22 protein-coding genes and 3 pseudogenes are annotated in these 26,359 nt (G+C 46.0%); 16 read left to right on the top strand and 9 right to left on the bottom strand.

The window, feature by feature from the left end; translation table 11 throughout:
• Both BLT91_RS16620 and BLT91_RS30740 read right to left on the bottom strand, forming a co-directional pair.
• Positions 1-1,145 (bottom strand): annotated as a pseudogene (locus tag BLT91_RS16620) (MFS transporter); the annotation flags it as partial.
• Between the two features lie 243 nt (positions 1,146-1,388).
• Positions 1,389-1,565, bottom strand: a complete 177-nt coding sequence (locus BLT91_RS30740; RefSeq protein ID WP_175532336.1) for a hypothetical protein — start codon at positions 1,563-1,565, stop codon at positions 1,389-1,391.
• A 138-nt stretch (positions 1,566-1,703) separates the two neighbouring features.
• Between BLT91_RS30740 and BLT91_RS16615 the strand changes: the two genes are divergently transcribed.
• Together BLT91_RS16615 and BLT91_RS16610 are read left to right on the top strand one after the other, a co-directional pair.
• The gene (locus BLT91_RS16615) at positions 1,704-2,132 is read left to right on the top strand and encodes a rubrerythrin family protein (protein ID WP_090822845.1); all 429 of its coding nucleotides are present in this window, start codon (positions 1,704-1,706) and stop codon (positions 2,130-2,132) included.
• A 28-nt stretch (positions 2,133-2,160) separates the two neighbouring features.
• Entirely contained in the window at positions 2,161-2,745 is a 585-nt protein-coding gene (locus BLT91_RS16610) for a DUF3501 family protein (protein ID WP_090822842.1), read from the top strand.
• A gap of 128 nt (positions 2,746-2,873) precedes the next feature.
• Here BLT91_RS16610 and BLT91_RS16605 read toward each other — a convergent pair whose 3' ends face one another.
• The 4 genes from BLT91_RS16605 to BLT91_RS16590 all read right to left on the bottom strand — a co-directional run bounded on the left by BLT91_RS16605 (position 2,874) and on the right by BLT91_RS16590 (position 5,912).
• Positions 2,874-3,068, bottom strand: coding sequence for a CDGSH iron-sulfur domain-containing protein (locus BLT91_RS16605; RefSeq protein ID WP_090822840.1), 195 nt, complete (start codon positions 3,066-3,068; stop codon positions 2,874-2,876).
• Positions 3,069-3,194: 126 nt separating this feature from the next.
• Positions 3,195-5,015: an amidohydrolase gene (locus tag BLT91_RS16600; protein ID WP_090822838.1), complete on the bottom strand. Its 1,821-nt coding sequence runs from the start codon at positions 5,013-5,015 to the stop codon at positions 3,195-3,197.
• 34 nt (positions 5,016-5,049) lie between these two features.
• Positions 5,050-5,217, bottom strand: coding sequence for a DUF1427 family protein (locus BLT91_RS16595; protein WP_090822835.1), 168 nt, complete (start codon positions 5,215-5,217; stop codon positions 5,050-5,052).
• A gap of 59 nt (positions 5,218-5,276) precedes the next feature.
• A complete protein-coding gene (locus tag BLT91_RS16590) occupies positions 5,277-5,912 on the bottom strand; it encodes a hydrolase (protein WP_090822833.1) in 636 nt (211 codons plus the stop codon).
• A gap of 289 nt (positions 5,913-6,201) precedes the next feature.
• Between BLT91_RS16590 and BLT91_RS33880 the strand changes: the two genes are divergently transcribed.
• From BLT91_RS33880 to odhB, 8 genes and pseudogenes are all read left to right on the top strand, one after another.
• Complete coding sequence (locus tag BLT91_RS33880; protein WP_141225005.1) at positions 6,202-6,510, top strand: kanamycin nucleotidyltransferase C-terminal domain-containing protein; 309 nt, start codon at positions 6,202-6,204, stop codon at positions 6,508-6,510.
• Positions 6,511-6,596: 86 nt separating this feature from the next.
• On the top strand, positions 6,597-6,833 hold the full coding sequence (locus tag BLT91_RS16585) for an Imm26 family immunity protein (RefSeq protein WP_090822831.1): 237 nt from the start codon (positions 6,597-6,599) through the stop codon (positions 6,831-6,833).
• Positions 6,834-7,486: 653 nt separating this feature from the next.
• A pseudogene (locus BLT91_RS16575) lies at positions 7,487-7,852 on the top strand (hypothetical protein).
• Between the two features lie 189 nt (positions 7,853-8,041).
• Positions 8,042-9,220 (top strand): MFS transporter, encoded by a 1,179-nt coding sequence (locus BLT91_RS16570; protein ID WP_090822827.1) that lies wholly within the window; start codon positions 8,042-8,044, stop codon positions 9,218-9,220.
• Positions 9,221-9,346: 126 nt separating this feature from the next.
• Positions 9,347-10,426: an LLM class flavin-dependent oxidoreductase gene (locus BLT91_RS16565; RefSeq protein ID WP_090822825.1), complete on the top strand. Its 1,080-nt coding sequence runs from the start codon at positions 9,347-9,349 to the stop codon at positions 10,424-10,426.
• A 327-nt stretch (positions 10,427-10,753) separates the two neighbouring features.
• Complete coding sequence (locus tag BLT91_RS16560) at positions 10,754-11,722, top strand: quinone oxidoreductase family protein (protein ID WP_090822823.1); 969 nt, start codon at positions 10,754-10,756, stop codon at positions 11,720-11,722.
• Between the two features lie 378 nt (positions 11,723-12,100).
• Positions 12,101-14,959, top strand: coding sequence for a 2-oxoglutarate dehydrogenase E1 component (locus BLT91_RS16555; protein WP_090822821.1), 2,859 nt, complete (start codon positions 12,101-12,103; stop codon positions 14,957-14,959).
• A 14-nt stretch (positions 14,960-14,973) separates the two neighbouring features.
• A complete protein-coding gene (gene odhB, locus BLT91_RS16550) occupies positions 14,974-16,257 on the top strand; it encodes a 2-oxoglutarate dehydrogenase complex dihydrolipoyllysine-residue succinyltransferase (protein ID WP_090822819.1) in 1,284 nt (427 codons plus the stop codon).
• A gap of 190 nt (positions 16,258-16,447) precedes the next feature.
• On the opposite strand, the pseudogene BLT91_RS32900 reads toward odhB, so the two are convergent.
• Positions 16,448-16,543 (bottom strand): annotated as a pseudogene (locus tag BLT91_RS32900) (DUF2249 domain-containing protein); the annotation flags it as partial.
• A 158-nt stretch (positions 16,544-16,701) separates the two neighbouring features.
• Here BLT91_RS32900 and BLT91_RS16540 point away from each other — a divergent pair.
• Genes BLT91_RS16540 through BLT91_RS16530 form a run of 3 tightly spaced genes read left to right on the top strand, consistent with a single transcriptional unit; the run spans position 16,702 to position 19,555 of the window.
• Positions 16,702-17,760 carry a Gfo/Idh/MocA family protein gene (locus BLT91_RS16540; protein ID WP_090822882.1) on the top strand — a complete coding sequence of 353 codons (1,059 nt, stop codon included), beginning with the start codon at positions 16,702-16,704 and terminating at the stop codon, positions 17,758-17,760.
• Positions 17,761-17,785: 25 nt separating this feature from the next.
• Positions 17,786-18,646 carry a sugar phosphate isomerase/epimerase family protein gene (locus BLT91_RS16535; protein WP_090822817.1) on the top strand — a complete coding sequence of 287 codons (861 nt, stop codon included), beginning with the start codon at positions 17,786-17,788 and terminating at the stop codon, positions 18,644-18,646.
• Between the two features lie 39 nt (positions 18,647-18,685).
• A complete protein-coding gene (locus tag BLT91_RS16530; RefSeq protein ID WP_090822815.1) occupies positions 18,686-19,555 on the top strand; it encodes a sugar phosphate isomerase/epimerase family protein in 870 nt (289 codons plus the stop codon).
• 71 nt (positions 19,556-19,626) lie between these two features.
• Here the strand turns inward: BLT91_RS16530 and BLT91_RS16525 are convergent, their stop codons facing one another.
• Positions 19,627-19,983 carry a hypothetical protein gene (locus BLT91_RS16525; protein WP_090822814.1) on the bottom strand — a complete coding sequence of 119 codons (357 nt, stop codon included), beginning with the start codon at positions 19,981-19,983 and terminating at the stop codon, positions 19,627-19,629.
• Positions 19,984-20,007: 24 nt separating this feature from the next.
• Entirely contained in the window at positions 20,008-21,477 is a 1,470-nt protein-coding gene (locus BLT91_RS16520) for an FTR1 family iron permease (protein WP_368086812.1), read from the bottom strand.
• Positions 21,478-21,726: 249 nt separating this feature from the next.
• Between BLT91_RS16520 and BLT91_RS16515 the strand changes: the two genes are divergently transcribed.
• The 3 genes from BLT91_RS16515 to BLT91_RS16505 all read left to right on the top strand — a co-directional run bounded on the left by BLT91_RS16515 (position 21,727) and on the right by BLT91_RS16505 (position 25,969).
• Positions 21,727-23,157, top strand: coding sequence for a serine hydrolase domain-containing protein (locus BLT91_RS16515; protein WP_090822809.1), 1,431 nt, complete (start codon positions 21,727-21,729; stop codon positions 23,155-23,157).
• A gap of 190 nt (positions 23,158-23,347) precedes the next feature.
• Positions 23,348-24,049, top strand: a complete 702-nt coding sequence (locus BLT91_RS16510) for a class I SAM-dependent methyltransferase (RefSeq protein ID WP_175532335.1) — start codon at positions 23,348-23,350, stop codon at positions 24,047-24,049.
• Positions 24,050-24,340: 291 nt separating this feature from the next.
• A complete protein-coding gene (locus BLT91_RS16505) occupies positions 24,341-25,969 on the top strand; it encodes an AAA family ATPase (protein ID WP_254776984.1) in 1,629 nt (542 codons plus the stop codon).
• Positions 25,970-26,359 lie beyond the last annotated feature (390 nt).

The following is a 26,359-nucleotide window of genomic DNA, read 5'->3' as shown; positions in this document are numbered from 1 at the left end:
TTCTGTCCATTGCTTCAATTTGCGGTCAGTTGGCAGGAGGAAGGTCAATATTCCTAGAAGTGGTAGGAACGCACATAGTTCCATCACGCGGGCTATGCCAAAGGTGTCGCACAGAGTTCCAATGGCGACACTGCCGGCGCCTCCTAGGCCGAAGGCGAGTCCAGTTATGAGACCGGATACGGTTACTACTTTGCCTGGATACAGCTTTTGAGCATAAACAACGGTGACAGAGAAACTTGATAATAAAATAAAGCCTATAATGACTAGCAGGATGTATGCCCATGTAAAGTTGACATACGGCAACATCAATGCGAAAGGTGCCGAGCCGAACATAGAGAAAAAGATAACATTTCTCCAGCCAAAACGGTCAGCAAGAGGTCCGCCAAAAAATGTACCGATCGCACCAGCGGCCAGAAAAAGGAAAATGAAGTCTTGTGCACGATCGATGGTTAAGCCGTATTTATCCTGCAGGAAGAAGGCGAAAAAGCCGCTCATCGCCGCTCCGTACCAAGAGCGGATAAATACGAAGAAAATGAGCATGCAGATCGCGAATAGCATCTGCTTACGGCATTGTGGGCTGACGGCGCGCTTCACGACATCTATGGCCTTTAACTGGCGCGGTTTGCAACATGACTTTGTACCAGCGCGCGATATACAGCTGTACGACGATTGCAACAGCCGCTACGCCAGTGAACCAGATCGAACCGAATAACCCGAGCGGGAGGAAGATCCATTTGGTCATTATGGGGGCCAGTGATTGCCCTGCATTGCCGCCGACCTGGAAAATCGATTGAGCTAGTCCTTTGCGGCTGCCAGCGGCCATATACGACACACGCGATCCTTCTGGGTGGAAAGCTGCGGAGCCTAGTCCAACAAAGCACACGGAAAACAGGACGACCCAGTACGATGGGGCAAAGGCGAGCAGAAGCATTCCGAAGAGCGTTAATGTCATACCAATTGGGAGCATGTAAGGAGTTGGCCTCCGATCGGTGTAAAGACCTATGACAGGTTGCATGATTGAAGCAGTAAAGTTAATGGCGAGAATCGTTGAGCAAATGCACAAGGCTGATCGCAAAAAGTATCCGATAAACCGTTGGTTCAATGTCTCCAGTCCCTTGCAGCCCATTCGTGCTTGGTTTTAAGATGCTCTTGTTGTTGTTGAGGCTATGAACTCTCCTTCCGGGAGCCCGGTATGTTTATTTTTCTTTGAAGCTGCCGAGTTCTTCTCCCACTTTCACTTTTGAGCTAAGCTGGAAATCTTTGCGCAGTTCGAACAGGTCATCCTCAAACAGCAAAACGAGCGGGGAAGTGTATGCGGTGGTAAGCAGGACGCTACTAAAGCACGAAATAATGACAGTTATTATAATTGACTGAATTTGGAGAATTATTCAGAAGCTCATCGCTGACAAAAGGGTGGTTCTCGGTTTGGTGCGGCTGCGCGGAGTCGAAGCTGGCGAATATTTGTTTCCACCAGACGAGATAGCGAAGAGCTTGCCGGTACTTCCGTCACGGCGAACGGCTTCCGCTACACGGCTTCGCTGCGATTCAAGCCGTGTAGCGTCCATTCTTCCTAAAGCGTTCTGCCGCCATTTGATTTCCGCTTTTTTTATCAGACATTCCGAAACTTTATCTTTTTTTCGGTATAATTTTGAATGCAAGGCATCATCATAAAAAGGAATTTGATACTCGAGAGGAAGCGTGTTATGGCAAACTTGAAAGGCACTAAAACTGCAGAAAATTTAAAAGCCGGATTTGCTGGAGAATCGCAAGCTAACCGCCGTTATTTATATTTTGCTGAGAAAGCGGAACTCGAAGGTGCTGAAGAAGTCGCAAGTCTGTTCCGAAGCATTGCCAATGGAGAGACGAAACATGCCTTCGGTCACTTCGATGCGTTGCGCAATCTTGGTGAAGGAGATCCCGCTACCGGTCTTCCTGTCGGAAACGTTAAAGAGATGCTTGCTTCGGCGATTGCGGGCGAGACATACGAATACACCGAAATGTATCCTGGTTTTGCCGCAAGGGCACGCGAAGAGGGTTTTGTAGAAATAGGAGAATGGATGGAAGTGATGGCCAAAGCGGAAAGAGTTCACGCACAGCGTTTTCAAAAATTGCTAGATTCCATCGGGGATTGAACCCCGCAACTGCTGGAGGTGACTGTTGATGACCGCGACTATTACGCTTCAAGATATAATTCCTCTCGAAATTTATCGCCAAGGTCGAGACGAATCCTTTAATAGAATGATGGCCTACAAAAACGATCGTCGGGTCAGATTGGCTCCACATTTTTCCTTATTATTCGAAAACCGGAGAACTGTGTTGTTTCAAATACAAGAGCTCGCGAATAGCGAGGATCTAACTGATCCTAGAGAGCTTAGAGAATACATTGACATCTATGCTAGTATGCTGCCTAGCGGAAATGAATTATCCGCCACCCTCTTTATCGAGTTGGACAATCAGCAGCAACTGGAGGAGCTTCTTAGGAAGGTGAAAGGAATCGAGCGTCATTTGTCTCTGAAATTAGGCAATGAGAAGGTTCAGGCCATTTTTGAGGAAGAGCATACCGATCGGGATTTTACGACTAGCGTTCACTACCTGAAGTTCTCCTTGAATGAGGCGGCTAAAAGATATTTGATTAACGGATCAGCGGATTCGCTAGATGCACGTCTGGTGCTCGATCATCCTCACTTAGCCTCGGAGATCAAACTGACAAAGGCAACAATCATAAGCCTTCAAAATGATTTTTGATATGGGCATGCAATAAAGAATGCGATCATCGACCAATACACTAAGGGACGGTGCAGACATAAACCTCTGCACCGTCCCGTCACGTTATGGCAAAGCACTGCCAACGCCCTTCCCCTGATTGGAGTTCATTAAGCTCGAGGAGCACTTTCAAACTTACCTTTGTGTGTCAAATCACAGAAAGGCTTTTTATCTGATAATCCACAGCGACATAGAATAAAAGATTCTGTGGTCTCAAAGTGATTTCCTACAGCATCCACCATTTCTACTTTCCCCATTATACGTAATGGACCGTTATCATTAACTTTTATCGTTACATCGGACATACAATCCAATCCCTTTCCATTGTTGAACTTCAATCCGGTGCCTACCAAGTGACAAGTCAACGAAATCCCCGGTTAGTAAGCACTTCTTGTTCTCAACTCGTTGCTGAAAACACACCAGTTGTACCTTCAAAAAACGAAGCAATCCAAGTCACAGAAACCACTACCGTGATGATGGTTACAATGATGCGCATGTTGCGGCATATGTATCTTATTACCACCGCTGCCTCCATTATTTGAGGCTTTATAGTAACCGCCAAAGTAATTGTGCGGTGCCCAGTCTGGACTAGCTTTTGGAGCTGGAGGGGACAATTTTTCGAATTCAAGAGTACCATAAACAATCTTCCCGCCTACGACAGTGAATACCGATTCGATGCGTTTGATTTCTTCTTCTGAGACATGGAAGAAATCATCAGACAGGATCGATAAATCCGCATAATGGCCTGCTTTTACTTGGCCTTTCACATCTTCCTCCTTCGAGAACCAAGCGTTTCCGGTTGTATACATACGAAGCGCTTGGTGGCGGTCAACTCGATTAGAAGCAGGGTATAAGCTTAGCCCGCCAAGCGTTTTGCCAGTAACTAACCAATATAGGGCAACCCACGGATTATAACTAGCTACCCTTGTAGCGTCTGTACCTACGCCTACACGCAATCCTGCCGTAAGCATTTTTACGATGGGCGGAGTGTTTTCAGCCTCTTGGGCTCCATATCTGTCGACGAAATATTCTCCTTGAAATGCCATCCGGCTTTGAACTGCAATCGAACCGCCTAATGCAACGACACGTTCCAAATCCTTTTCTCGGATCGTTTCAGCATGGTCAAGAATCCAGCGTAGATCTTTGAATGGAACTTCTTTGTTTACACGTTCAAACACGTCAAGAAAGCGGGAGATTGATTCACCGTAAGTTGCGTGAAGCCGGAAAGGCCATCGTTGTTGGACCAGATGCCGGGAAACTTCATATAATTCATCTTCCAACACAGCAGGTAACTCTGGACGCGGCTCAACAAAGTCTTCGAAATCAGCCGCACTGTATACAAGCATTTCACCGGCGCCGTTGTGCCGGTAGTAAGGGCTGCCTGTATATGGTGCCGATTTGGCAGTCCATGATTGAAAATCGTCCAGTTCATTTTTTGGTCGTTGGGTAAACAAATTGTACGCTGTTCGGACCGTAATATCCCCAAGTCTGTCGAGTTCCTCAAAAATTTGATAATCATCCGGGTAATTTTGGAACCCGCCGCCAGCGTCTATTACGCTTGTAACGCCAAAGCGATTTAATTCCCGCATGAACAGCCGCGTGGAGTTCAGCTGATCTTCATGCGAAAGCTTGGGTCCCTTTTGTAAGGTAGCATACAATATCGTAGCATTCGGCCTGGCTATCAGCATTCCCGTCGGATTACCGTTGCTATCCCTCTGAATTTCTCCGTTTGGCGGATTTGGAGTATCTTTCGTATACCCAACCACACGCAAAGCTGCTTTATTCAAAAAGGCTTGGCGATATAGGTTAAGTATGAATACCGGAGTATCTGGCGCAATTTGATTGATTTCTTCCAAGGTTGGCATCCGGCGCTCCTTGAATTGAAACTCCGTCCATCCGCCTACAACCCGAACCCAATGTGGCGCAGGCGTACGGTCTACTTGTTGTTTTAGCATGCGCAAGGCGTCCGCCACCGATGGCACACCATCCCAGCGAAGCTCCAAGTTATAGTTCAATCCGCCGCGTATCAGATGAATATGGGAATCATTTAATCCTGGAATCAGAAGGCGCTTGTTCCCATCCACAACTCGAGTGGATGATCCTTTATACCGCATAACATCGGAATCAGTACCCACAGCTATAAAACGGTCTCCTTTTATGGCAACTGCCGTTGCCGTGGGATTAGATTCGTCCATAGTCACAATGTTAGCATTGTGAATCAATAAATCAGCCTCTACAATTTCTTGCGGCATACTTTCATCCTCCTAAATTATTGATGTGATTAGGTCAATGATTAAACCATAGTTTAATCCACGGGATAAGCCGTTGTCCCAAAAACATGCCGATTAGACCTATCAACCCCAATAATGGGGGTGCTGGAGACGGCAAACGGATGACCTGAAAAACGATCCCGATTGCGAGTCCAGCACCTAAAGCTAATAAGAAAGACAACATAAAATGATCACCTCACTTATCGAAAGACATTGGACTTCAATTCGGCAACAATCTTTATTCTACTCGTGACCGCCAAACATGGTTTGGGCGTAAAATGTACCCGCGCCGTAAGCGCCGGCGTGCGGACCGACAATACCCATAACGTCCTGGTAAGACTCGGTACGGGCCCAGTCGCGTTGATATTCGAGAAGAACGGCGGTCCAGGTAACCGGAATCGCACCAACTTGAATCATTCGTTGAATGGCCATATTATGCCCCTCTACGGAAATTGCGCCGGAAGCATCCGTTACAATGTAAACCTCGTAGCCGTCTTTAATCGCTGCCACCACAGGGAACGCAAGGCAAACCTCTGTCCATAATGCAGCCATGACCAGCTTTTTGCGGCCGGTCTTTTTGACGGCATCCAAAAAGTTGCTGTCCTCCCAGGAATTCATATTAGTCCGATCGATCGGCTTTTGGTCGGGAAAAACAGCTTGAATTTGCGGATGGAGGGGACCGGAGAACGTTTCAGCCGCAACGGTAGTCAAGATGCAGGGTGCATTGAACACTTTTGCCGCTTTAGCCAGCCCCGTCGCATTGTTGATTAAACTTTGTCGATCATGGCTTTGTACACCGAAGATCATTTGCGGTTGATGATCGATCAGGATTACGACTGAGTTTTCGGGGGTGAGCAAATCTTGCTTGTCATTAAACATCTAGATTCCCAACTTTCCTTTTATTTAGTTACGACGACCTTCTTAAAAACAAGTATAGAGTTCATCGTACTGTTTAGAGTATTGCAATGCCGTATTCAATTTATTCATTAAATTGGCAACTAAGAATTCAGCCTATTTACAAATAGTTCTTATGGTTGTTGTGAAGGAAATAAGAGATTAATTCGCGCTTTGCTGCTGTTGAAGGTTCGACTGCAAAAGGCTTGGACAAACCCGAATCCGATTTGGAATTAAGAGTAGTAATTGAAGGAAGAAATACCGAGTAGTACCCATTTTTTTACAATGGCATGTTCGTAGTATTAGTTTTAACAGTTTAGAGAGTGTTAAAGTAGACATTGAGGAAGTAGATTATGAATGGTGTGCCAAAAGCGATGCAGTTTTCACCTTTAAAGTCATTCACGACCCAACAAACTTACATGATGAATTAAAGAAAATAGCAACTATTTCAGAGAAAAATGCTAATTTTAATGCTTTAGTAAAGGCAGCTATGGCTGATATGTATGAGCACGTATATAAAATATTTAGCTTAAGTGATGAAGATAGTATAACAGCAGCACATGAGGCGCGGCTGTCGGCATAGATCAAGGATCGACCTGGCGGGCTCCTTGAATTAACTGGCAGGATTAATCCCATAACACGGTTCCATATTTGAAAGGAAGTAGCGGAATGTCAACACAGAAACGCCAACGCTATAAACTCGGTAACGTATATGCAATTCCATTACCGAACGCAAAGTTTGGTTTCGGTAGAACGATGGAAGATGCGGGTTTTGCTGTTTACAAGCATATTGGGGAAAGCGAAATGGACTTGCCGAAGACGGAAGACTACAAGTATATCGTTGGTGTGTATTGGCAAGCTTTGAGGTCGGATGGTTGGGCTGTTGTTGAAAATCGCCCTTTCTAACGGGAAACCAGAGTTCAAAAAGAACATGACTTGGCAGCGGACCAAATTGGATCGGCTGCCTTTCCTCAAGTAACGGGCAGCATAGTTCAATCCTTTAAATAAGATAAATGAAACTTTCTTAACAAACAGATCGTCTATTTGGTAACTTTGAAAAAGGGGAATATGAAATAAAATTTCCGATTGATTCTTTTCATCCTTGCCTTTGTCGCTATGTTGTCTGGATGTACTGATGATCGTAGTGGTGAAAGCGATGTAACCAAATCAGCAACAGAAGTTAAAATGACGATTGGCGAAGATGTCAGCTGCGCTGGTGCTACCCCCTTTAACAGAAGGTGATTCATAGAGGTCTCAAGATGAATCTAGGTTATTTACTAAAAATAAATTACTTAAAAAAAGTTATTGACTTATTAAAAGTGAGATATTATGATACAAACATAAAGGAATTCCAAATTGCATCAAATCATCCTAGCAAAGTGGAGTTGCTAATGCAGTGTAACAAACAGGTTCATGTATTGTGCATTGCCAAATTCAGAATTTAATTTTGGCAACTATCTTTACATAATGAATCTTAATATTAAGATTATTAATAAGAAGATAATTATCACGACAAGAAGAAACTAATTTTACTATGAAAATGAAAGTAGGGATTCTAAATGTTTAATGACAAACAAGATTTGCTAACCCCCGAAAACTCTGCTATTATTTTGATCGACCATCAGCCGCAAATGCTTTTTGGCGTACAAAGCCACGATAGATAACTTGTTGTCAACAATACGGTGGGGCTGGCCAAAACGGCAAAAGCGTTCAACGCACCCGCCATTTTGACAACCGTTGTGGCAGAAACTGTGGTGGCGGCAATAAAAGACGGCTATACCTGGGTTGCTGTACTTCTTGAATATCAACGTGACTGGGCTCGTCAAGGTACTTATATGAATGTCATGGAAATTGTCGGTCAACATGCCGGCGCATATGGTGCAGGCACATTCTATGCAAGCACTATGTTTGGCGGCCACGAGTAAGCTTCCTACACGGAATTTTGCCGACTTTTGTTCCAAAGCGGCAAAATTCCGTTTTCCTTTTCTGTGGACGGTATCTTTCAACGGAAACAGCAAAAAGCTATGGCAGTTTCGATTAATGGAGAATTTTTAGGAAATATTTAAAGTTATGTCTTAGAAAAATTGGACAAACGTCGGAAAGGATCGTTCATCGTGAATCGCAAACTCATTGTTTATATCGTAGCATTTGCTGCTTTTCTTGGACCGTTCACGCAAACCATTTACACTCCAGTATTACCCGAGGTTGCTAGTCAATTCCACACAACCTCGTTCGTCGTCAATTTGACGATTTCCGTGTTTTCCTTATTTCTTGCCATCATGCAGATGATCTATGGTCCAGTCACGGACACGAAAGGGCGGCGCAAAGTCATCCTTTTCGGGATTTCTCTGTATGTTATCGCGTCACTAAGTTGCTTTTTCTCCAACAATATAGAGATGTTGATCGTCTTTCGGGCTTTGCAGGCGATTGGAATCGCTGCAGGCTCCGTAGTGGCCGTTACGGTAATCAGTGACTTGTTCGTTGGGAAAGAACGCGGCCAGGCCATGGGGACATTCCAGATGATGGTATCACTTGGCCCTGTGCTCGGCCCTGTCATCGGCGGATTCCTAAGCGGCTTATTTAATTTTCACTCGGTGTTCCTTGCCCTTGCGGCCACAGGGTTGATTGTGCTTGTTCTTAACTACATCTTCTTACAGGAAACCAAACCCGATAATGGCGAGGCTGCCCACTTTCAACTGCGGGATTTCGCGGAGATTTTACAAAATAGGGTCGGATCATCAGTCATTTATCTTGGGTTTATACAGTATTACGTCTTTTATAATTTTCTTGTTTTTCTACCGAACATTTTAAGTGAACGCTATGGCATGTCGGCCGAGCAAAAGGGACTGGTATTCCTGCCGATGTCACTATGCATTGTGGCCGGCAGCTTCATCGGAGGCAAAATTTTATCACGAATAGACGGGAAAAAAATCATTGTCCTGACTACTTTTCTTAATGTGTCTTCAGTAATGTTCTTTATGATTTTCTACTCAATTTCAATGGATTGGTTATTAGCCGGTATTATCTTCTTTGGGTTATTCTTCGGGCTTTCACTCCCCGTGCAGACTACGCTGCTGACAGACGCCTATTTGAAGAACCGTGCTACCGCCATCGGCGCTTATAACTTTTTTCGCTATATGGGAATGGCTTTCGGCCCGATTATCGGCAGTCTATTTTACAAAATGGGTGGCTATTTCTTGTTGTTTGGTTTTATCGTATTAGCTTTTCTGACTTTTGCATTGGTGCTGGCCCGACTACTCCTTGGCGCACAAGCAAGTAAGTCCGCCTCTTAAGAAGATTATTGTTAAATACCGCTAATCGATAACCTATTACAAGTAGGTATTTATAAAAAAAGTTGGATAATGCTTTCAGCTGCAAACATCTTAAATTTTCAAGCAATCGATGGAGGTACATCAGATATGAATACACAAAACGACAATCCGCAGCACGAATTTGAATTTGGCCTCTACACCTTTGGCGAGCTGCTGCCCGACCCGCAAACAGATAAAACGATCAGTGCGAGGCAACGCCTTGCCGAGATCATCGAAGCGGCGAAACTGGCGGACGAGGCTGGTCTGAACGTGTTCGGCCTTGGGGAGCATCACCGTTTGGACTTCGCGGTGACGGCCCCGCCAGTAGTATTGGCGGCCATCGCTCAGGTGACGAAAAACATCCGTTTAACAACGGCGACTACAGTTCTTAGCACGGTTGATCCGGTGAGGCTGTTCGAGGACTTCGCAACATTGGATCTACTTTCCGACGGCCGGGCGGAAATTACGGCTGGCCGCGGAGCGTTCGTGGAATCGTTCCCGCTTTTCGGTTACGATCTTAATGATTACCAAGCCTTGTTTGAAGAGAAAATCGAATTGCTCCTCCAGCTCGTTGCAAAGGAGCGCATCACATGGAGCGGCGAATTCCGGTCACCGCTGCAGAATGCGGAGATCGCCCCGCGTCCGCTGCAGAACCCGTTGCCCATCTGGATAGGCGTCGGGGGCTCGGTGGAAAGCGCTGAGAGGGCCGGTCGCCTAGGTTTGCCGATGGGAATAGCATTGCTAAGTGGAAATCCCGCCTATTATAAAACGTTTGTGGACATTTATAAACAGGCATATCTCAATGCAGGACACGATCCCGCGCAAATGCGCATCTCCGTTAACAGTCATGGCTACATTGCAAAGACGCCTCAAGAGGCTCTGGATGAATTCCATCCATACTACGTAAATTACTGGACACCTCTGATGAGGGAACGGGGCCGAAGCTTCAATTTGCCTCGTTCCGCCTTTGACATTAATACTCGGCCGGATGAGGGACTTGCCGTTGGCAGCCCTGAGCAGCTTATAGAGAAAATCCTTTATCAACATGAGCTGTTCGGCCATCATCGATTCGTTGGACAAATCGACATTGGCGGTCAGCCGTTCTCCCGCGTCGCAAAAGCAATCGAGCTGCTGGCGACGGAGGTCGCGCCAGTAGTGCGGCGGGAGATCAAGCGGAAAAGCTTATAAAATAAACATTGAACAAATGAAAAACAATAGTCGAGGAACTTGGCGGGCAGATTAATTCAAAACACGATTATCATTGTATTATCAAGATAACGTACGAACAATATAGGATGTTAAGAGAAATGAATTGTTGGGGAATACAAGGGTATTATATTAATAAGCCCGCTGAATATGCCTTGTTACCCAAGCAGGTGAATATTATCGACGATATGAAATAAGCTGAATCTTCCAAAGCGGCACAATACGTACTCTAACGTGTTGTGCCGCTTTTTTTTGCCATGAGGGATATGATACAATTTTTTTGCAAGATTAGCCCGTTGGAGGTACGTAATGAAAGCATTAATTTTTGAACAATTTGGGGGGCCGGATGTCCTGCATTATGCGGAGATTCCAGAGCCAAGTCTAGCATTAGGACATATACTGGTTAGAACGAAGGCAATTGGATTGAATTTTGCCGACATCTATCGGAGACGAGGGAATTACCATTTGGCTGGGAAGCCGCCATTCATTTTAGGATATGAGGGAGCTGGCGTTGTTGAGCGAGTAGCTTCGAATGTGGATCATATCAAAATCGGAGACCGCATAGCTTTCGTCGATGTTCCTTTTGCCAATGCGGAGTTAGTTGCAATACCGATAGACCGAGCTATTCCTTTGCCAACGGATATCAGCTTCGAACACGCGGCAGGTATTTTGCTTCAGGGAATGACGGCGCATTACTTAGTGAACGACAGCTATAACGTACAAGCTGGAGACGAACTTGTCGTTCACGCCGCAGCAGGCGGTGTCGGGCAGATTTTGACACAATTAAGTAAGAGCAAAGGGGCAAGAGTCATCGGTTTGACCTCTTCGGATGCCAAAAGGGAAGTCGCATTAAAGGCCGGTGCTGATAAAGTATTAAGCTACGAAAGTGATTGGGTACAAGGTATCATCCGTTGGTCAGGCGGCAACCAGGGTGTTGATGCGGTGTTCGATTCAGTAGGCTCAACTTTAATGGATAGTTTCGCTGCAACCAAAACCAAGGGGACGGTCATTTTTTACGGCATGGCAGGAGGCGATCCGCCTCATATTGACCCAAGAATGCTCATGGATACCTCAAAAACGCTGACCGGCGGTGATCTATGGAATCACGTGACCAGCTTGCAGAATAGAATAGAGCGCTCACAAGAACTTTTTGATGCGCTGCGACAAGGGATCCTACAAATTGATAACCTTACATGCTTCCCCCTAAGGGAGGGTGCAGAAGCCCATAGACTCTTAGAGAGCAGGAAAAGTACTGGAAAAATTTTGTTAATCCCCTAGTGGTGAAAAAGCGGCACAAACACGTTATTAAACGCGTTGTGCTTCTATTTTTTTGCTTCAAATTACTGAAGAACATAAATGTTCAAGAAGCACATGAGCTTAAATTTTAGATAATTCATAAAAGGGGGATTTGATAATAAATATTACAAGTTAACACATAAATTTAAAATGCGTTACGGAAATGGTTTGAAATCCCTCTTTAATATATAGGCAAGGAGACAATGTGAACGGGTTAAAGATTCATGTCTAGGAAAAGAATAAAAATGAAAAATTGGTTGATTATAGTGTTAAAGAATTTCATAGATACTCGAGTGTCTCGTATCTAGATCGTATTTATTGGTGATTCCATATCAAATACCGCACAGGGAGAGTTTAAAGATGAATCGTGAGGAGCGTAATTGGCAAGCTTACACAGGCCCTAATCTTGGATATGTTATGGAGCAATATGAACGTTACACTGCCAATTCTGAATCCGTGGATCCAGGGTTCAGGGAGCTGTTTCGCAACTGGGGGGGACCCGGGTCAGTTTCTGGAGGAATCTTGGAAAAGACACAGAACTCCGTTTCTGAGAGCGGGTTTGATTGGAATATGCTGCAGAAAGTCGCAACTGCCGGTAAGCTGGTATGGAATATTCGTACGTACGGTCATTTAGCAGCGGACATCGATCCGCAAGGCTTGAGTCCTAAAGCGCAAACTAGGCTGATCGAGCCGGCTGCTTACCATTTAAGCCAAGCGGATTTAGAAGCAATCCCCGCCAGCCTCATCTGGGAAAATGCTCCGGCTGATGTTAGAAACAGCCTGGAGGCTATCGAGCGTCTTTATCAAGCGTACACGGGCACGATGGCCTATGAATTTACCCATGTGCATGAAGAAAGTGAGCGCGATTGGCTGAATAAGCGGGTGGAGAACGGCGCTTTAACCAATGAATCGCTAACGGTGGAAGAGCGTACCATGCTGCTGGAGAGGCTCATTGAAACAGAGCAGTTCGAGCGCTTCCTTCATCTTACATTTGTCGGTCAGAAGCGATTTTCGATCGAAGGCAACGATGCGCTGGTACCCGTGTTGGACGAAACAATCCGTTCATTTGTACGTCATGGCAGTCGCCAAATCATGTTCGGAATGGCCCACCGCGGGCGTTTGAATACATTGGCACACGTACTCGGCAAGCCATACAGTAAAATTTTTGCCGAATTTCAGCACTCGCCAAACAAAGACATTGTGCCCTCAGAAGGATCGACAGGAATTAACTACGGGTGGAGCGGCGATGTGAAGTATCATTTAGGCGCCGACCACGACATGGAGGAAGGCGGTCAGACAGTTAGACTTGTGTTGGCGAATAATCCGAGCCATCTGGAATTCGTCAACCCAGTGGTAGAAGGATTCACACGTGCCGCACAGGAAGACCGGGAACATCCCGGATTCCCAAAGCAGGATACGAGCAAGGCCGTAGCGGTTCTCCTCCACGGCGATGCTGCCTTTGCCGGTGAGGGCATTGTTGCGGAGACGCTTAATTTTACCCGTTTGGCGGGATATTGTAATGGAGGGACGATTCACATCATTGTTAACAACCGGCTGGGCTTCACGACTGATAGCCAGGACTCACGCTCCACTCATTATGCTAGCGATTTAGCGAAAGGTTTCGAAATCCCGATTATTCACGTTAACGCGGATGATCCGGAAGCTTGCATTACCGCGGTTCGTATCGCTTGTGAGTTTCGAATCCGCTTCGGCAAGGATTTCTTGATCGATCTGGTCGGCTACCGCAGATATGGGCACAACGAATCGGATGATCCAGAGACGACACAGCCTGTCATGTATGGCAAGCTGCGCAACCATCCGACAGTGAGTGAACTTTATGCAAAGAAGCTCGCTCAAGAAGGCATCGTGGACGAAGCAACCATGGAGCGAATGAAGCAAGAGGCTATATCGCGTTTGCAGAAAGCTTACGAGGAAATGAAGCAGGGGGACAAAAGCGAGGCGCAAAGCAGCCGAAGTGAGAATCTCCTCACACAGGAAGCCCAATCGAAGGAGCCCGAAACGGCTGTTCAGCTCGATCGTCTCAAGGAACTCAACGACGCTCTGCTGAAAAGACCGGACGGCTTTAAGGCGTATCCGAAGCTGCAGCGCATTTTGGAGCGGAGGGCCAATGCCTTTGATGAAGGCGGGAAGGTGGATTGGGCATTAGCTGAAACACTAGCCTTCGCTACCCTGTTATCGGAAGGGAAGCCGATTCGTCTCAGCGGCCAAGATTCACAGCGCGGGACATTCGCGCATCGCCATCTCGTGCTGCACGACGCAATGACGGGGGATGCGTTTTGCCCCTTGCATGCGATACCGCAGGCGAGGGCATCGTTTGCGATTTACAACAGCCCTCTGTCAGAAGCATCCGTGCTCGGCTTCGAGTACGGGTACAATGTGCTGGCTCCTGAAACGTTTGTCATATGGGAGGCGCAATATGGTGATTTTGCCAATGCCGCCCAAGTCATCATTGATCAATTTCTGGCGGCTGGACGCAGCAAATGGAGGCAGAAATCAAGTCTCACACTGTTGCTGCCTCATGGCTATGAAGGACAAGGGCCCGAGCATTCAAGTGCGCGTCTCGAGCGATATTTGCAGCTGTCCGGCGAGGAGAATTGGACCGTCGTTAATTTGACCCGGGCCTCGCAGTACTTCCATCTATTGCGCAAGCAAGCGATGTTGACGGAAAGCGAACAGGCTCGTCCGCTTATCGTCATGGCTCCGAAAAGTTTGATTCGCCATCCTCGTGTCGCTTCTGCAGGGTCGGACTTCGCTGAGGGCAAGTTTCAGCCCGTTTTGGAGCAGTCTGGTAGCGGGAACGAAACAAGCCTGGTTAAGCGGCTCATCTTCTGCTGTGGGAAAGTGGCCATTGATCTGGAGGAGGCGATAGAATCAGAAGGTAAGAACAACAACTGGCTGCACGTCGTTCGTATAGAGCAATTGTATCCGTTTCCGGCCAATGAAATTAATAGTGTCGTACGGAGATTCTCTAATGTTGTTGAGCTGGTTTGGCTGCAGGAGGAACCGCAGAATATGGGGGCATGGTGGTTTATGGAGCAACAACTCCGTCAAATTGTACCCGAAAGTGCGGCGGTCCGGTACATCGGTCGGTCTGAACATGCCAGCACGGCCAGCGGGTTTCACCATGTGCATGAAAGTGAGCAGCAGCGGATCATTTCAAACGCGTTGGACCAAAGCTTATTCGATAATGATCATTAAGGAGGGGGAGGCTTATGTCAGAAATCAAAGTGCCCGAAATGGGGGAATCGTTAACGGAAGGTACCATCTCGACATGGATAGTGAAGGTCGGTGATCCGGTTCAGCAAGGCGATCTTCTGTTGGAGCTCGAAACGGACAAAGTGAACATGGAAGTGAGCGCGTTGGTGTCCGGCGTCATTGACGAAATTCGTAAAAACAGTGGTGATACGGTACGAGTCGGCGAAGTGATTGGTACGATCCGCGAAGGGGCTGCGGTTAACGATAAGTCTAAAAATGCGGATTCGCCGAAACTCGAAGGTACGGTAAGAGAGCCGGAATCTCAATCACAACGGCAAGGGGAAGAGGCAGGCGGCAAACGTTCGGATGTAAACTTGCATGCGGCAACGCCGTCTGCTAGAAAAATGGCGCGGGAGCGCGGCATCGACCTTCAACACGTTTCGACGAGCGACCTGAATGGCCGAATTCATCGCAGTGACGTGGCAAGGGTGGATGCAGTCACCGGCTCGGAGCCTCCGGCTGCAGCATCTTCCCAACGTTCAGCACCATTGCCAAGCAGTGGCGAGAATGTCAGTAAGGCGCAAGCTGACCATGCAGCCAAGCCAATCGAAATTGTCCGTATGTCGAGACGCCGGCTCACGATTGCAAGCAGGCTCGTTGAAGCTCAGAGGACAGCCGCGATGCTGACGACGTTCAACGAGGTGGACATGACGACCATCCTTGACATCCGCCAACGCCGCAAGCAATCTTTCAAGGATAAGCACGAAGTCGGACTGGGTTTCATGTCTTTTTTCACCAAAGCGGTTGTCCGCGCGTTAAAGGCCTTCCCGCTTCTGAATGCTGAAATTGATGGCGAACAAATCATCTTAAAGAAATATTACGACATCGGCATCGCCGTAGCGGCGAAGGAAGGACTTGTCGTCCCCGTTATCCGTGAGGCCGACCGGCTCAGCTTCGCTGAAATTGAAAAGCGAATCGTCGAATTGGCCGATAGAGCCCGATCTAACACGCTGCAGCTATCCGATCTTCAAGGCGGTTCATTCTCAATCACGAACGGCGGGGTCTTCGGTTCGCTGCTTTCAACGCCGATTTTGAACACGCCTCAGGTTGGCATATTGGGCATGCACAAAATTCAATGGCGCCCGATCGCGATTGACGAAGAGCGAATGGAAAACCGGCCCATGATGTACATCGCTCTGTCATATGACCACCGTATTGTCGACGGCAGCGAAGCGGTACGGTTCCTTGTCTTGGTTAAAGAGCTGCTCGAGGATTCCGAATCGCTGCTGCTGGAAGGCTGAACATGTCAGTTAAATGGATAAAAAGAATGGCAGTCTAGAACTCGAAAGTTCAGACTGCCATTCTTTTTTGTTTAATTTACAGGTACTTTTCCTTGCCTCATTCCTGGGGGTTGGTTATCCTTCTCTTCATAAGCCTCACTTTCTAAACCTTTACGCGACCATCCCGTTTTCAGCCCTGCCCAAGTTTGCATCAATCATGGTCATTGATCAGCAACATGGCTTCTTGCGGTTCAAGCTTATTGAACGCTTCAAAAATAACCTTGTGTTTAAGTTGAGGTGGAAAATGGGTTGCATTGACGGTTGCTGCGAATTCTGTAGGTTAATGAAAGCCTTCTTTTGAACATATAGTCCATGAAAATGCTCATCCTATACATTCTACCTCAGCAAAAACCATGCTATCCTGATTGTATATGACAATGAAGGAGGCAGAAATTTGCTATGAGTATGAACAAGTTGAATATTGGTGTAATCGGTGCAGGTTCGATATCTGATCTGCACTTTGAGTCTTATGATAAGCAGGATGACGCCAAATTGTATGCCGTATGTGATCTGAATCGTCAAAGAGCAGAGGATAAAGCCACAAAGTATAGGGTGGAGCATATTTACACGGATTATCGGGAACTGCTGGCAAATCCTGAAGTGGATGCTGTAAGCATTTGTACGTGGAACGATTCACACGCTGAAATTAGTATTGCAGCCTTGCGTGCGGGCAAACATGTTCTGGTAGAGAAACCACTATGTAAAACAGTAGAAGAGGCCAATCGCATTCAAGACGCTGTTCGTGAAACTGGGAACATCTTACAGGTTGGTTTTGTACGAAGGTATGATGACAATGCTCAGCTTGTTAAGCGTTTTATCGATGGCGGCAATCTGGGAGAATTGTATTATGCGAAAGCTTCTTGTATCCGTCGATTAGGCAATCCGGGAGGCTGGTTTGCGGATGTGGAACGTTCCGGCGGAGGCCCCTTAATCGATATTGGTGTACATGTCATTGACTTGTGTTGGTATTTAATGGGCAGACCGAAGCCGATTTCGGTCAGTGGCAATACCTATAACAAACTTGGGAATCGTGCGAATGTACGTAATCTTTCCTTTTATAAAGCGGCCGATTATGATGTCAATCTGAATACAGTTGAAGATATGGCCAATGCCTTAATTCGGTTTGAAAATGGGGCTTCCCTTCTCGTGGATGTCAGCTTTACGCTTCATGCCAAAAAAGATGAAATAGCGGTCAAGCTGTATGGGGACAAGGGCGGCGTCGAATTGGAGCCTGAGCTCGTATTCGTCACGGAAATGCTTGATACTATTTTGAATGTAACACCGCAGACTGATGCCAAATCTATCAACATAACACAAGCTTTCAAGAATGAGATCAGTCATTTTTTAAATTGCTGCCGGACTGGAAATTCACCAATTAGTCCTGTTGAAGATGGGCTTAACATGATGAAGATTCTTTGCGGTATTTATGAATCAGCAGCCAAAGGGCATGAAATCAGATTATAGCGGTAGGGGAAGGGGAGGGACGAACATGAAAGTTGGAGTTAGTACATATAGTTTATTTCAAGCGCTGAAGTCTGGAGAACTTGATATTATAGGTGTTATTGACTGGATTGCTGATCAGGGTGGCGAACACGTTGAAATTTCACCGCTCGGGTATGATTTAGCGGGGAATTTTGAGCTTGCAGATGTGATTCGCGAGAAAGCACAGTCTCGTGGAATTGAGATATCTAATTATGCGATAGGAGCTAATTTTCTAACGGATTCTGAAGAGGCCTACGAACAAGAAATTGAACGGGTCAAAGGAGAAGTCGATTTAGCTGCAAGACTTGGCGTACAAAGGATGCGGCACGACGTAGCGCGAAGTGAGGATCTTTCTATCCGCAATTTCAATATCGAGATTGAACGTATGGCTGAAGCCTGCCGTCAAATAGCTGATTATGCTTTGCCTTACGGCATCACGACCAGCGTTGAGAATCACGGATATTTTGTGCAGCAAAGTGAGCGGGTTCAGGCGTTAATTCAAGCAGTAGATCGCCCCAACTTCCGGACAACCCTCGATGTAGGCAATTTCATGTGTGTAGATGAAAATCCCGTTGCAGCGGTGAAAAATAACATTCCTTTCGCCTCTATGGTCCATGTGAAAGACTTTTACCTTCGTCCTTCCTACCAGAATCCAGGTAAGGGCTGGTTCCAGACGTTACATGGTAATCATTTGCGCGGCGCCATTGTGGGTCATGGTGATATTGATATGAGAGAAGTATTGCGCGTTATTAAAAGCTCAGGCTATGATGGCTACATTTCCGTGGAATTCGAAGGCATGGAAGAATGCAAAACCGGTACGCTTTTAGGGTTGCAAAATATTAAAAGGCTATGGGAAGATATAGGTTAGGCAGAAGATTTCAACCATGTGAAAGGTGTGTTGACGAATATGATGAATCCAATTGGTATTATGGTTGACAGTCTGCGTCTTGGTGTAAGGGACGGTTTGAAGAAAGCCAAAGAACTCGGTGCGGACGGCGTACAGATCTATGCCGTTTCAGGTGAGATGGACCCGGCGAACTTATCGCCCCAAGCTCGTAAGGAGCTGAAAGCTTACATTGAGTCACTTGGGCTTAGTATCTCTGCTTTGTGTGGTGATCTTGGCGGTCATGGCTTCCAAGATCAATCAGCGAATGAGGCCAAGATTGAAAAATCCAAGCGTATTCTCGACCTTGCGGTTGAGCTAGGCACAACTGTCGTCACGACCCATATAGGTGTCGTACCTGAGCAAGCAAATGATCCTATTTATGAAACGATGCTGCGTGCATGTGAGGAACTGGGTGTTTATGCAAGAAGCTTAGGCGCTTACTTTGCCGTGGAAACCGGTCCGGAAACAGCCTCACACTTGAAAAGATTTCTTGATGCTTTGTCAACGAATGGCGTCTCGGTTAACTTTGATCCAGCGAATATGGTGATGGTGACTGGTGATGATCCAGTTCAAGGAGTTATAACGTTGAAGGATTATATTGTCCACACGCATGTGAAGGACGGTATTCGTCTGCGCCAAGCAGATCCTCGTGAAGTGTATGGTTCACTAGGTTATCAACCGATGAGTCACGAGCATATCGCCGAGGCCGCGACATCTGGTCCCTATTATCGAGAACTCGCTTTAGGGGAAGGTCATGTTAATTTCGGACGCTACTTTCAGGCGCTTCAAGACATTGGCTACACGGGTTACTTGACAATCGAGCGAGAAGTCGGGGAGCAGCCTGAGAAAGACATCGCGAACGCTATTGCATTTATACGAAAATATAAGTAATTCATTCCAAATCGAAAGAGCTTTGCAAAAGCAAAAAGAGCCTTGTAAAAAGGCTCTTTTTGCTTTATTACTTATTTTACTAATTTCAAAGCTTCGTTTAATTTATTAATTTGTTCCTTCAAAATGGCTTGATCCAATTTACTTTGTTTTACACCTGCTTGAATCACTCCAAGCGGGTCTTCAACTTTACCGTATACATCGGCTTGATTCTTTTTCACATCGTCCTCAAATGTTTGCCAGTTCTTTTCAAGAGCTTCTGCATTTTCTTTTACTTTTGCTGCATCATTTGCTTCTACGTTTTTTTGCATTTCTGTCAGGATGCTCTGCATTTTTTTTGCACCGTCTGTCGTAGATACGGATTTTGTAGAGCAAGCTGAAAGAACTAATACCAAACTTAGAATCAATAGTAAACCTTTTGTTATTTTCATTTCATAACCCCCATTAAATTATTGTTAATTTATAATGATCTTGTGCTGAAGTTTTTGTTCTCGGAGACGTTTCCAGACAACCACAACTACTGCAGCAAGCAAAAGCACGCCTTGAGGAATGATATTTTCCCAAGTAGGATAAAGACCAAGGAATTCTACTGTAGGTAAAGCATAAGTATGGTTGGCACTCAGTATTCCCGCTAATTGTAGACCGTGAATTCCCATGCCCAAAAATTTAAAGCATAAATAATAAACGAGAATGCTAGAAATTAAGAAAAACGGTCTCATCGGAATTTTTATTCCGACCTTGAGAATCAAAAAGGCAAGCGCACCTAATATCAAAAGACCAATCATAATTCCTGTTAGCAGAGTTGCCAAGCTAATGGAAGATGCCATTCCAATAAAGAAAAGTACAGTTTCTGTTCCTTCTCGAAACACAGCCAGAAACGCTAGAATAGCAATGGACCATAAACTTCCGGTAGCTAACGCTTGCGTGCTTTTGTTGTTAATGTATTGGTTCCAACTAGCAATACTTGATTTACTGTGGAGCCAATAGCTCATATAAATGAGCATGACAGCGGCGAAAAGTCCTGTGCAGCCTGCAATCAAGAAATTGTTGTTTCCAAACGTGCCTGAGGAAAACAAAAGCTGGACCACAATGCCAATCACAACACTGACAAAAACGCCTGCACCTATTCCAAACCAGAGCCAATTTTTTTTCTCACCATGTCCGGATTTATTTAAATAGCCAAGGAGAGCGACAATGACCAAAAGGGCTTCCAGACCTTCACGCAGCAAAATGGTAATTACATCTACCATGGTGTAGCTTGTTTTTGAGGAAAGGGGAATCAAGTAGTCACGCATGTTAAGTACTGTTTGCTTCGCATCTACAACTTTTGGTGGATTCGACGTGAGCAGCGCATAGGAGGAGACCATGTCTCTTTCAGCGTCTGCGTAGACCTTGGAGGATTGACTCAAAACAAGTCCTTCAATTTCTAACCACGAATTTCGGAAAGTTTGGATATGTTCTTTAGCTGCTTGAACATCATTCTTATCCAAGGAAGAATTTACTTGATCTAATAGTTTAATGAGATCATCGATTGTTGTTTTCCCATTTGAAGTTGGATCTTTGAAAGAGGACAAGTCCCCTGAAATCATTTTTTGGTTGGTTTCATTCAATTTTTTCAAACTAGAAATAACTGATTCTTTAGTTGTGGGTTTCTGGGCAAAAGCAAATTGAACTTCTCCCATATTTTCTTCAATAGAGCGATATGCACCTTTTGATTTTTTCTTAATTCCTTCTTCAATCCGATACCAGTCTGTATTGTACTTATCGTATTGTTCTTTCGATTGGATTAAATCGTTTTGTTCTGCAAAATTAATTGCTTTTACTATGTAATCATTTACTTTTTGGAGATCATCAGAAGCTGTATCTGCGAAAAGAGAAGAAGGAAACAATAAAATTAGGAGTAGAAACAGAGCAGGTATTTTCAACTTCAATTCCTCACCTCAAATATGAATGATAATCGTTATCAGTTGTTCGACTTGTATTATAATAAACAGATCAGCTTAAATTGTCAATAGTGATTTTCATTCTCATTAATATTTGTGAACGATGATTAATACGTTATCCTAGCAGATAAAAGATAAATTGCAGTACTATTTATTGCAAAAATAAGCAATGCAAGTGATATAATAGACTTGTTGTTTTACATATTCTGGTGTATAGAAGGAGAGACAAGAATGAGTGCTAATCTATCCTTACCAAGAAGCAAGCCTGAGCTCCAAGGTATTTCGTCTGCCTCGATTACGAGTTTTCTAAAAGCAGTTCAAGATCGCAGTCTAGAGCTTCACAGCTTCATGCTCGTCCGACACGGGCACGTTGTATCGGAAGGCTGGTGGGCTCCTTATTTGCCTGATCGTCCTCATATGCTATTTTCTTTAAGTAAAAGCTTCACTTCAACGGCCATCGGATTATTAGTAGGAGAGGGGCGAATCTCACTGGATGATAGGGTTATCTCCTTTTTTCCCAAAGATGTGCCGGCGGAAGTTTCACCAAATCTATCTGCGATGACGATTCGACATTTGCTTATGATGGGTACAGGTCACGCGGAAGATACTACGGGAAAGATGCAGGTAACCGACAACTGGATTAGCAATTTCTTAAAGCTTCCCGTAGAGCATGAGCCAGGTACGCAGTTCGTATATAACAGCGGGGCTACCTATATGCTTTCGGCCATCTTGCAGAAGGTTACCGATCAAACGTTGCTGGACTACCTGCAGCCACGACTGTTTGAACCGCTCGGCATTCAAGGCGCTACTTCGGAAAGCTGCCCCCGCGGCATCCATATTGGTGGCTGGGGAATGAAGATCAAAACCGAAGATATTGCCAAGTTTGGACAGCTATACCTGCAAAAAGGTCAATGGGCTATGAAACAGCTCATTCCTGATTCTTGGGTGGAAGAAGCGACATTTAAGCAAATTTCCAATGATTCCAACACAAAAATAGACTGGGCTCAGGGGTATGGGTATCAATTCTGGAAATGCCGTCACGGTGCTTATCGAGGTGACGGAGCTTTCGGACAGTTCTGCATTGTTCTCCCGGAGCAGGACGCTGTCATCGCAATAACGTCCGGACTGGAAGATATGCAAGCCGTTCTTGATACGATATGGGAGCATCTGCTGCCAGCCATGAAATCTGAGGAGCTGCCTGGCGACAAGGAAGCGGCTGACGTGCTAACCCAAGAGCTGCATGGACTGCGCTTGGAACCGCCTAGATTTCATTCAAACTCAACGCGGGAGACCGACATTTCGGGAATCGAGTTCGAGTTAGAAGACAATGAAGAACAACTCCGTACAATTTCTATTGATTTTACAGAGGAATCTGCCAACGTAACGCTTCAAAATAACACCGGAAAGCATACTGTTTATTTTGGTAGAAACGAATGGTATGAGGGAACGTACACGCTATATATGCGAAAGGAAAATGTGGCATTTTGCTCAGCAACATGGCAGGATTCGAACACGCTCTTATTAACGCTAAGATATGTGGAGACGCCATTCTGCCTGACTACAGTTTGCACGTTCCAAGATGGAAACATCCAACTCCAAATTCGACAGAACGTTTCTTTCGGCAATGAGGAACCTAAGACGATTCTTGGAAAAGTTAGATGAACCTGTGAAATTATATCATATTCAATTCGATGCCAGACACGAAGCAGGTCATAAGTCATAAGACCTGCTTCTTTTTATGGTTTTGTCTTATAAAGAGATACGTTTTAGGAGTTCGTCAATCCCACAGGTATGACAGAACACAACCTGGCATATGGATACAAGTAAACCGATATTTTTGGAGGTTACTTGGATGAGTAAAGCATCTTTTTTTGACTTTGATGCGGAGTACGGCAACAAGTATGAGGTCACGATCCGCAAAATTCTTCCCGCATACGATAACCTGTATGTAGCAATGAACGCCTTGCTTCAGAATCAGCTAAGGGAAAAGGCTTTTGTACTGATTGTGGGAGCGGGGGGCGGCAAGGAACTGTTGACCTTTGGCGGAAATAACCCGAAATGGAACTTTACCGGTGTTGATATTAGTGAGCAGATGATGCATCATGCTAAACGTAAAATTGCCGGAAGCGATATCGAAAGCAGGACTTCATTGCACGTGGGTCAACTGCAGGATTTAGAAAAGACGCGTCAATATGACGGGGCAACCTGCATTCTTGTAATGCACTTTGTACCTGATGATGGAGCTAAAGAGTCACTTTTGCGTAACATCGCAAGCCGCTTAAAGCCAGGGGCTCCCCTCCTTCTGGTAGACATCAATGGTGATCCGCAAAGTGAGGAGTTCCAGATTTATTTTCACGCATTAAAAAGAAAGCTATCCCTCTCCAACTCCATGAGTGATCAGGAAGCAGAAAGCGTACTGAGGCATGCGCTGAATGAGATGCACTTTTGCACCAGAGCTCGAATGAATGAGTTGATGACATTAACCGGTTTTTCTACCCAGTATCACTTTTTTGCGGATTTGCAATTTGACGGATGGCTCGCCATCCGGAACTGAATGAAGCCAACCTTCTCAAACAGGAGGTTGGTTTTTTATGCGTTCTTAGCTGGACTAGTATAAGTAGGGAGTATGACTGGTTGTAAGTAAATAACAAGAATAGTTTTTTGAAATTTCTGATAGAAATTATTAACGAGTATATTTTTGCGTAATAGAATTATCAAAACTGTCTATAAAGGAAGTGAGGCCATGAGGAGATATCGATGGATCAAGTGGCGTAAAATTCTTCTCTGGCTCGTAGCCCTCGCTCTTGTCGGCGTGCTATTTTGGGCTGGGGGGCCGACATCCTGGATGATCGGATTGAGTCTTGTCAGCGTTGTGTTGCAGCTGCTTTTCGCTATTATGATGGTCATCATTCAATTCGTTGCCCTCTTCTGGTTTCTTGCTCGGGGGCGAACGTACTGGATCCTGCCTGGTGAAACCGGCGCCACCTGGGACGATTACCGGGGCAATCCCGAAATCGTTGAAAATGCGAAAAGGATTGTTACTCTACTCAAGGGAGTCAAGGAATTCAAGGAGATGGGTGGCGAGGCGATAAGGGGGTTCCTGCTTTGTGGACCGCCAGGGACCGGAAAGTCTTATTTGGCTCAGGTCATCGCCAATGAAGCACAGGTCCCGTTTGCTTACGCCTCGGCCCCGAGTTTCCAAAACATGTTCTTCGGCGTAGGTAACCTGAAGGTAATGAGCCTCTATAAGAAGGCTAGGAAGCTCGCGACAGTTTACGGCGCCTGCATCATCTTCATCGACGAGATCGACGCCATCGGCATGAAGCGGCAGGCTGGCGGAGGTGGAATGATGTTTGGCATGGGCGGTGGCTCTGGCTTGCTCAACGAACTGCTTTTGCAGATGGACCCGCCGAATCTCGACAGCTCCCGGTTCGCCAAGCTGCTCCGCTCGCTCGGGCTGCGGCGCAAGAAGGCAGAGCGGCCGGCGGTACTGACGGTCGCAGCGACCAACTTGCCCGATGTTCTCGATCCCGCGCTGCTCAGGCCAGGTCGCTTCGACCGGCAGCTTTGGGTTGATTCTCCTGACTACGATGGTCGGGTGGACGTCTTTCAGTACTATCTACAAAAGGTGAAGCGGGACTCTACCCTTACCTCAGAGCGGGCGGCGCTCGACACGATCGGATATAGCCCGGCGCAGATCAAACACATCGTCAACGAGTCGGTCGTTATCGCCCACCAACGAGGCGCGCAGGTTGCCGGTTACGAGGACTTCCGAGCCGCCATGGAAACCTATGAGTGGGGAATTAAGCAGCCGCTCCGCTCCATGAGCGAAGACGAGAAACGGAACGTCGCCTACCATGAGGCCGGCCATGCGGTCGCCCAATATCTGCTGAAGCCCCATGAACGTGTCTGGAAGGTTACGATTATCCGCCGTGGCGGCGCGCTTGGTCTCGCTGCCACCAAGCCAACGCATGAACGGTATAACAGAAGTGACAGTGAAATCTTGGCTGAGATTCAAGTCTGTCTGGCTGCCCGTGCGGTAGAGGAGGAGTTCCTGGGGAAGAAATTTAATGGTGTCACCTCTGATCTTCAACAGGCTACGATGCTGGCAGGCGCATACCTTGGTATGGTCGGTATGGGCGATGAGCTGTTCAGTTGGCTTGCGTTAGGCTCTCAGGCTGATGCACTCAAAGTGCTCCGGCCAAAGATCAATGAGTTGCTGAAGAACCAGATGCTCCATGCGAAGAAGCTAGTAAGGGACCGTGGCGACTTCGTCCATGCCATTGCCGAAGAGTTGCTGAAACGAGGTGATCTGACCGGCGAGGAGATTGAGCAAATCTATGTTCGATTGTATGGACATAGTCGACCTGAGCCGCCTGAGATAAAGCCCGGGGCATATTTCGATTCGATTGCTGAGGCGGCTTCGGTGCAACTGGCGGAGGAAGACGACTATGATACGAAGGATTCCGGATAATTTTCTGCCAAACTCATGTGTTCTCTTACGAGGATTAGACTCATATGAACTAAGTACCCACAGCACGTGCTGTGGGTCTTTTTTAGCGATAGGACACTTACTTATTTAGTTAATCTTCCAACCATCGGCATTTTTGTTTATATTTTCATCCGTGATAGAGCAGGTCTGGTCAACAGAGTTGCCAATGTCTATTCTAGTATCGATGAAATTGACAATTCATTGAAGAGGGACTTTTTGGGACTAAAGGACCTGTTGAGGACAATCTTCTTTTCCGATATATCAAACGAGGTATAAAGGTAAACCTTCATTTCCAAATAAAAAAAGGAAAACAAAGTTTGCCTCAATAATGAAAACCCGATCTCAGTAGGTCGGGTTTTTGCAATGTTTATG

The organism is Paenibacillus sp. yr247, assembly GCF_900103825.1.
Classification (GTDB): Bacteria; Bacillota; Bacilli; order Paenibacillales; family NBRC-103111; genus Paenibacillus_E.
Note: the sequence above shows the minus strand (reverse complement) of the source record. Positions and strands in the feature narration are given on the sequence as shown.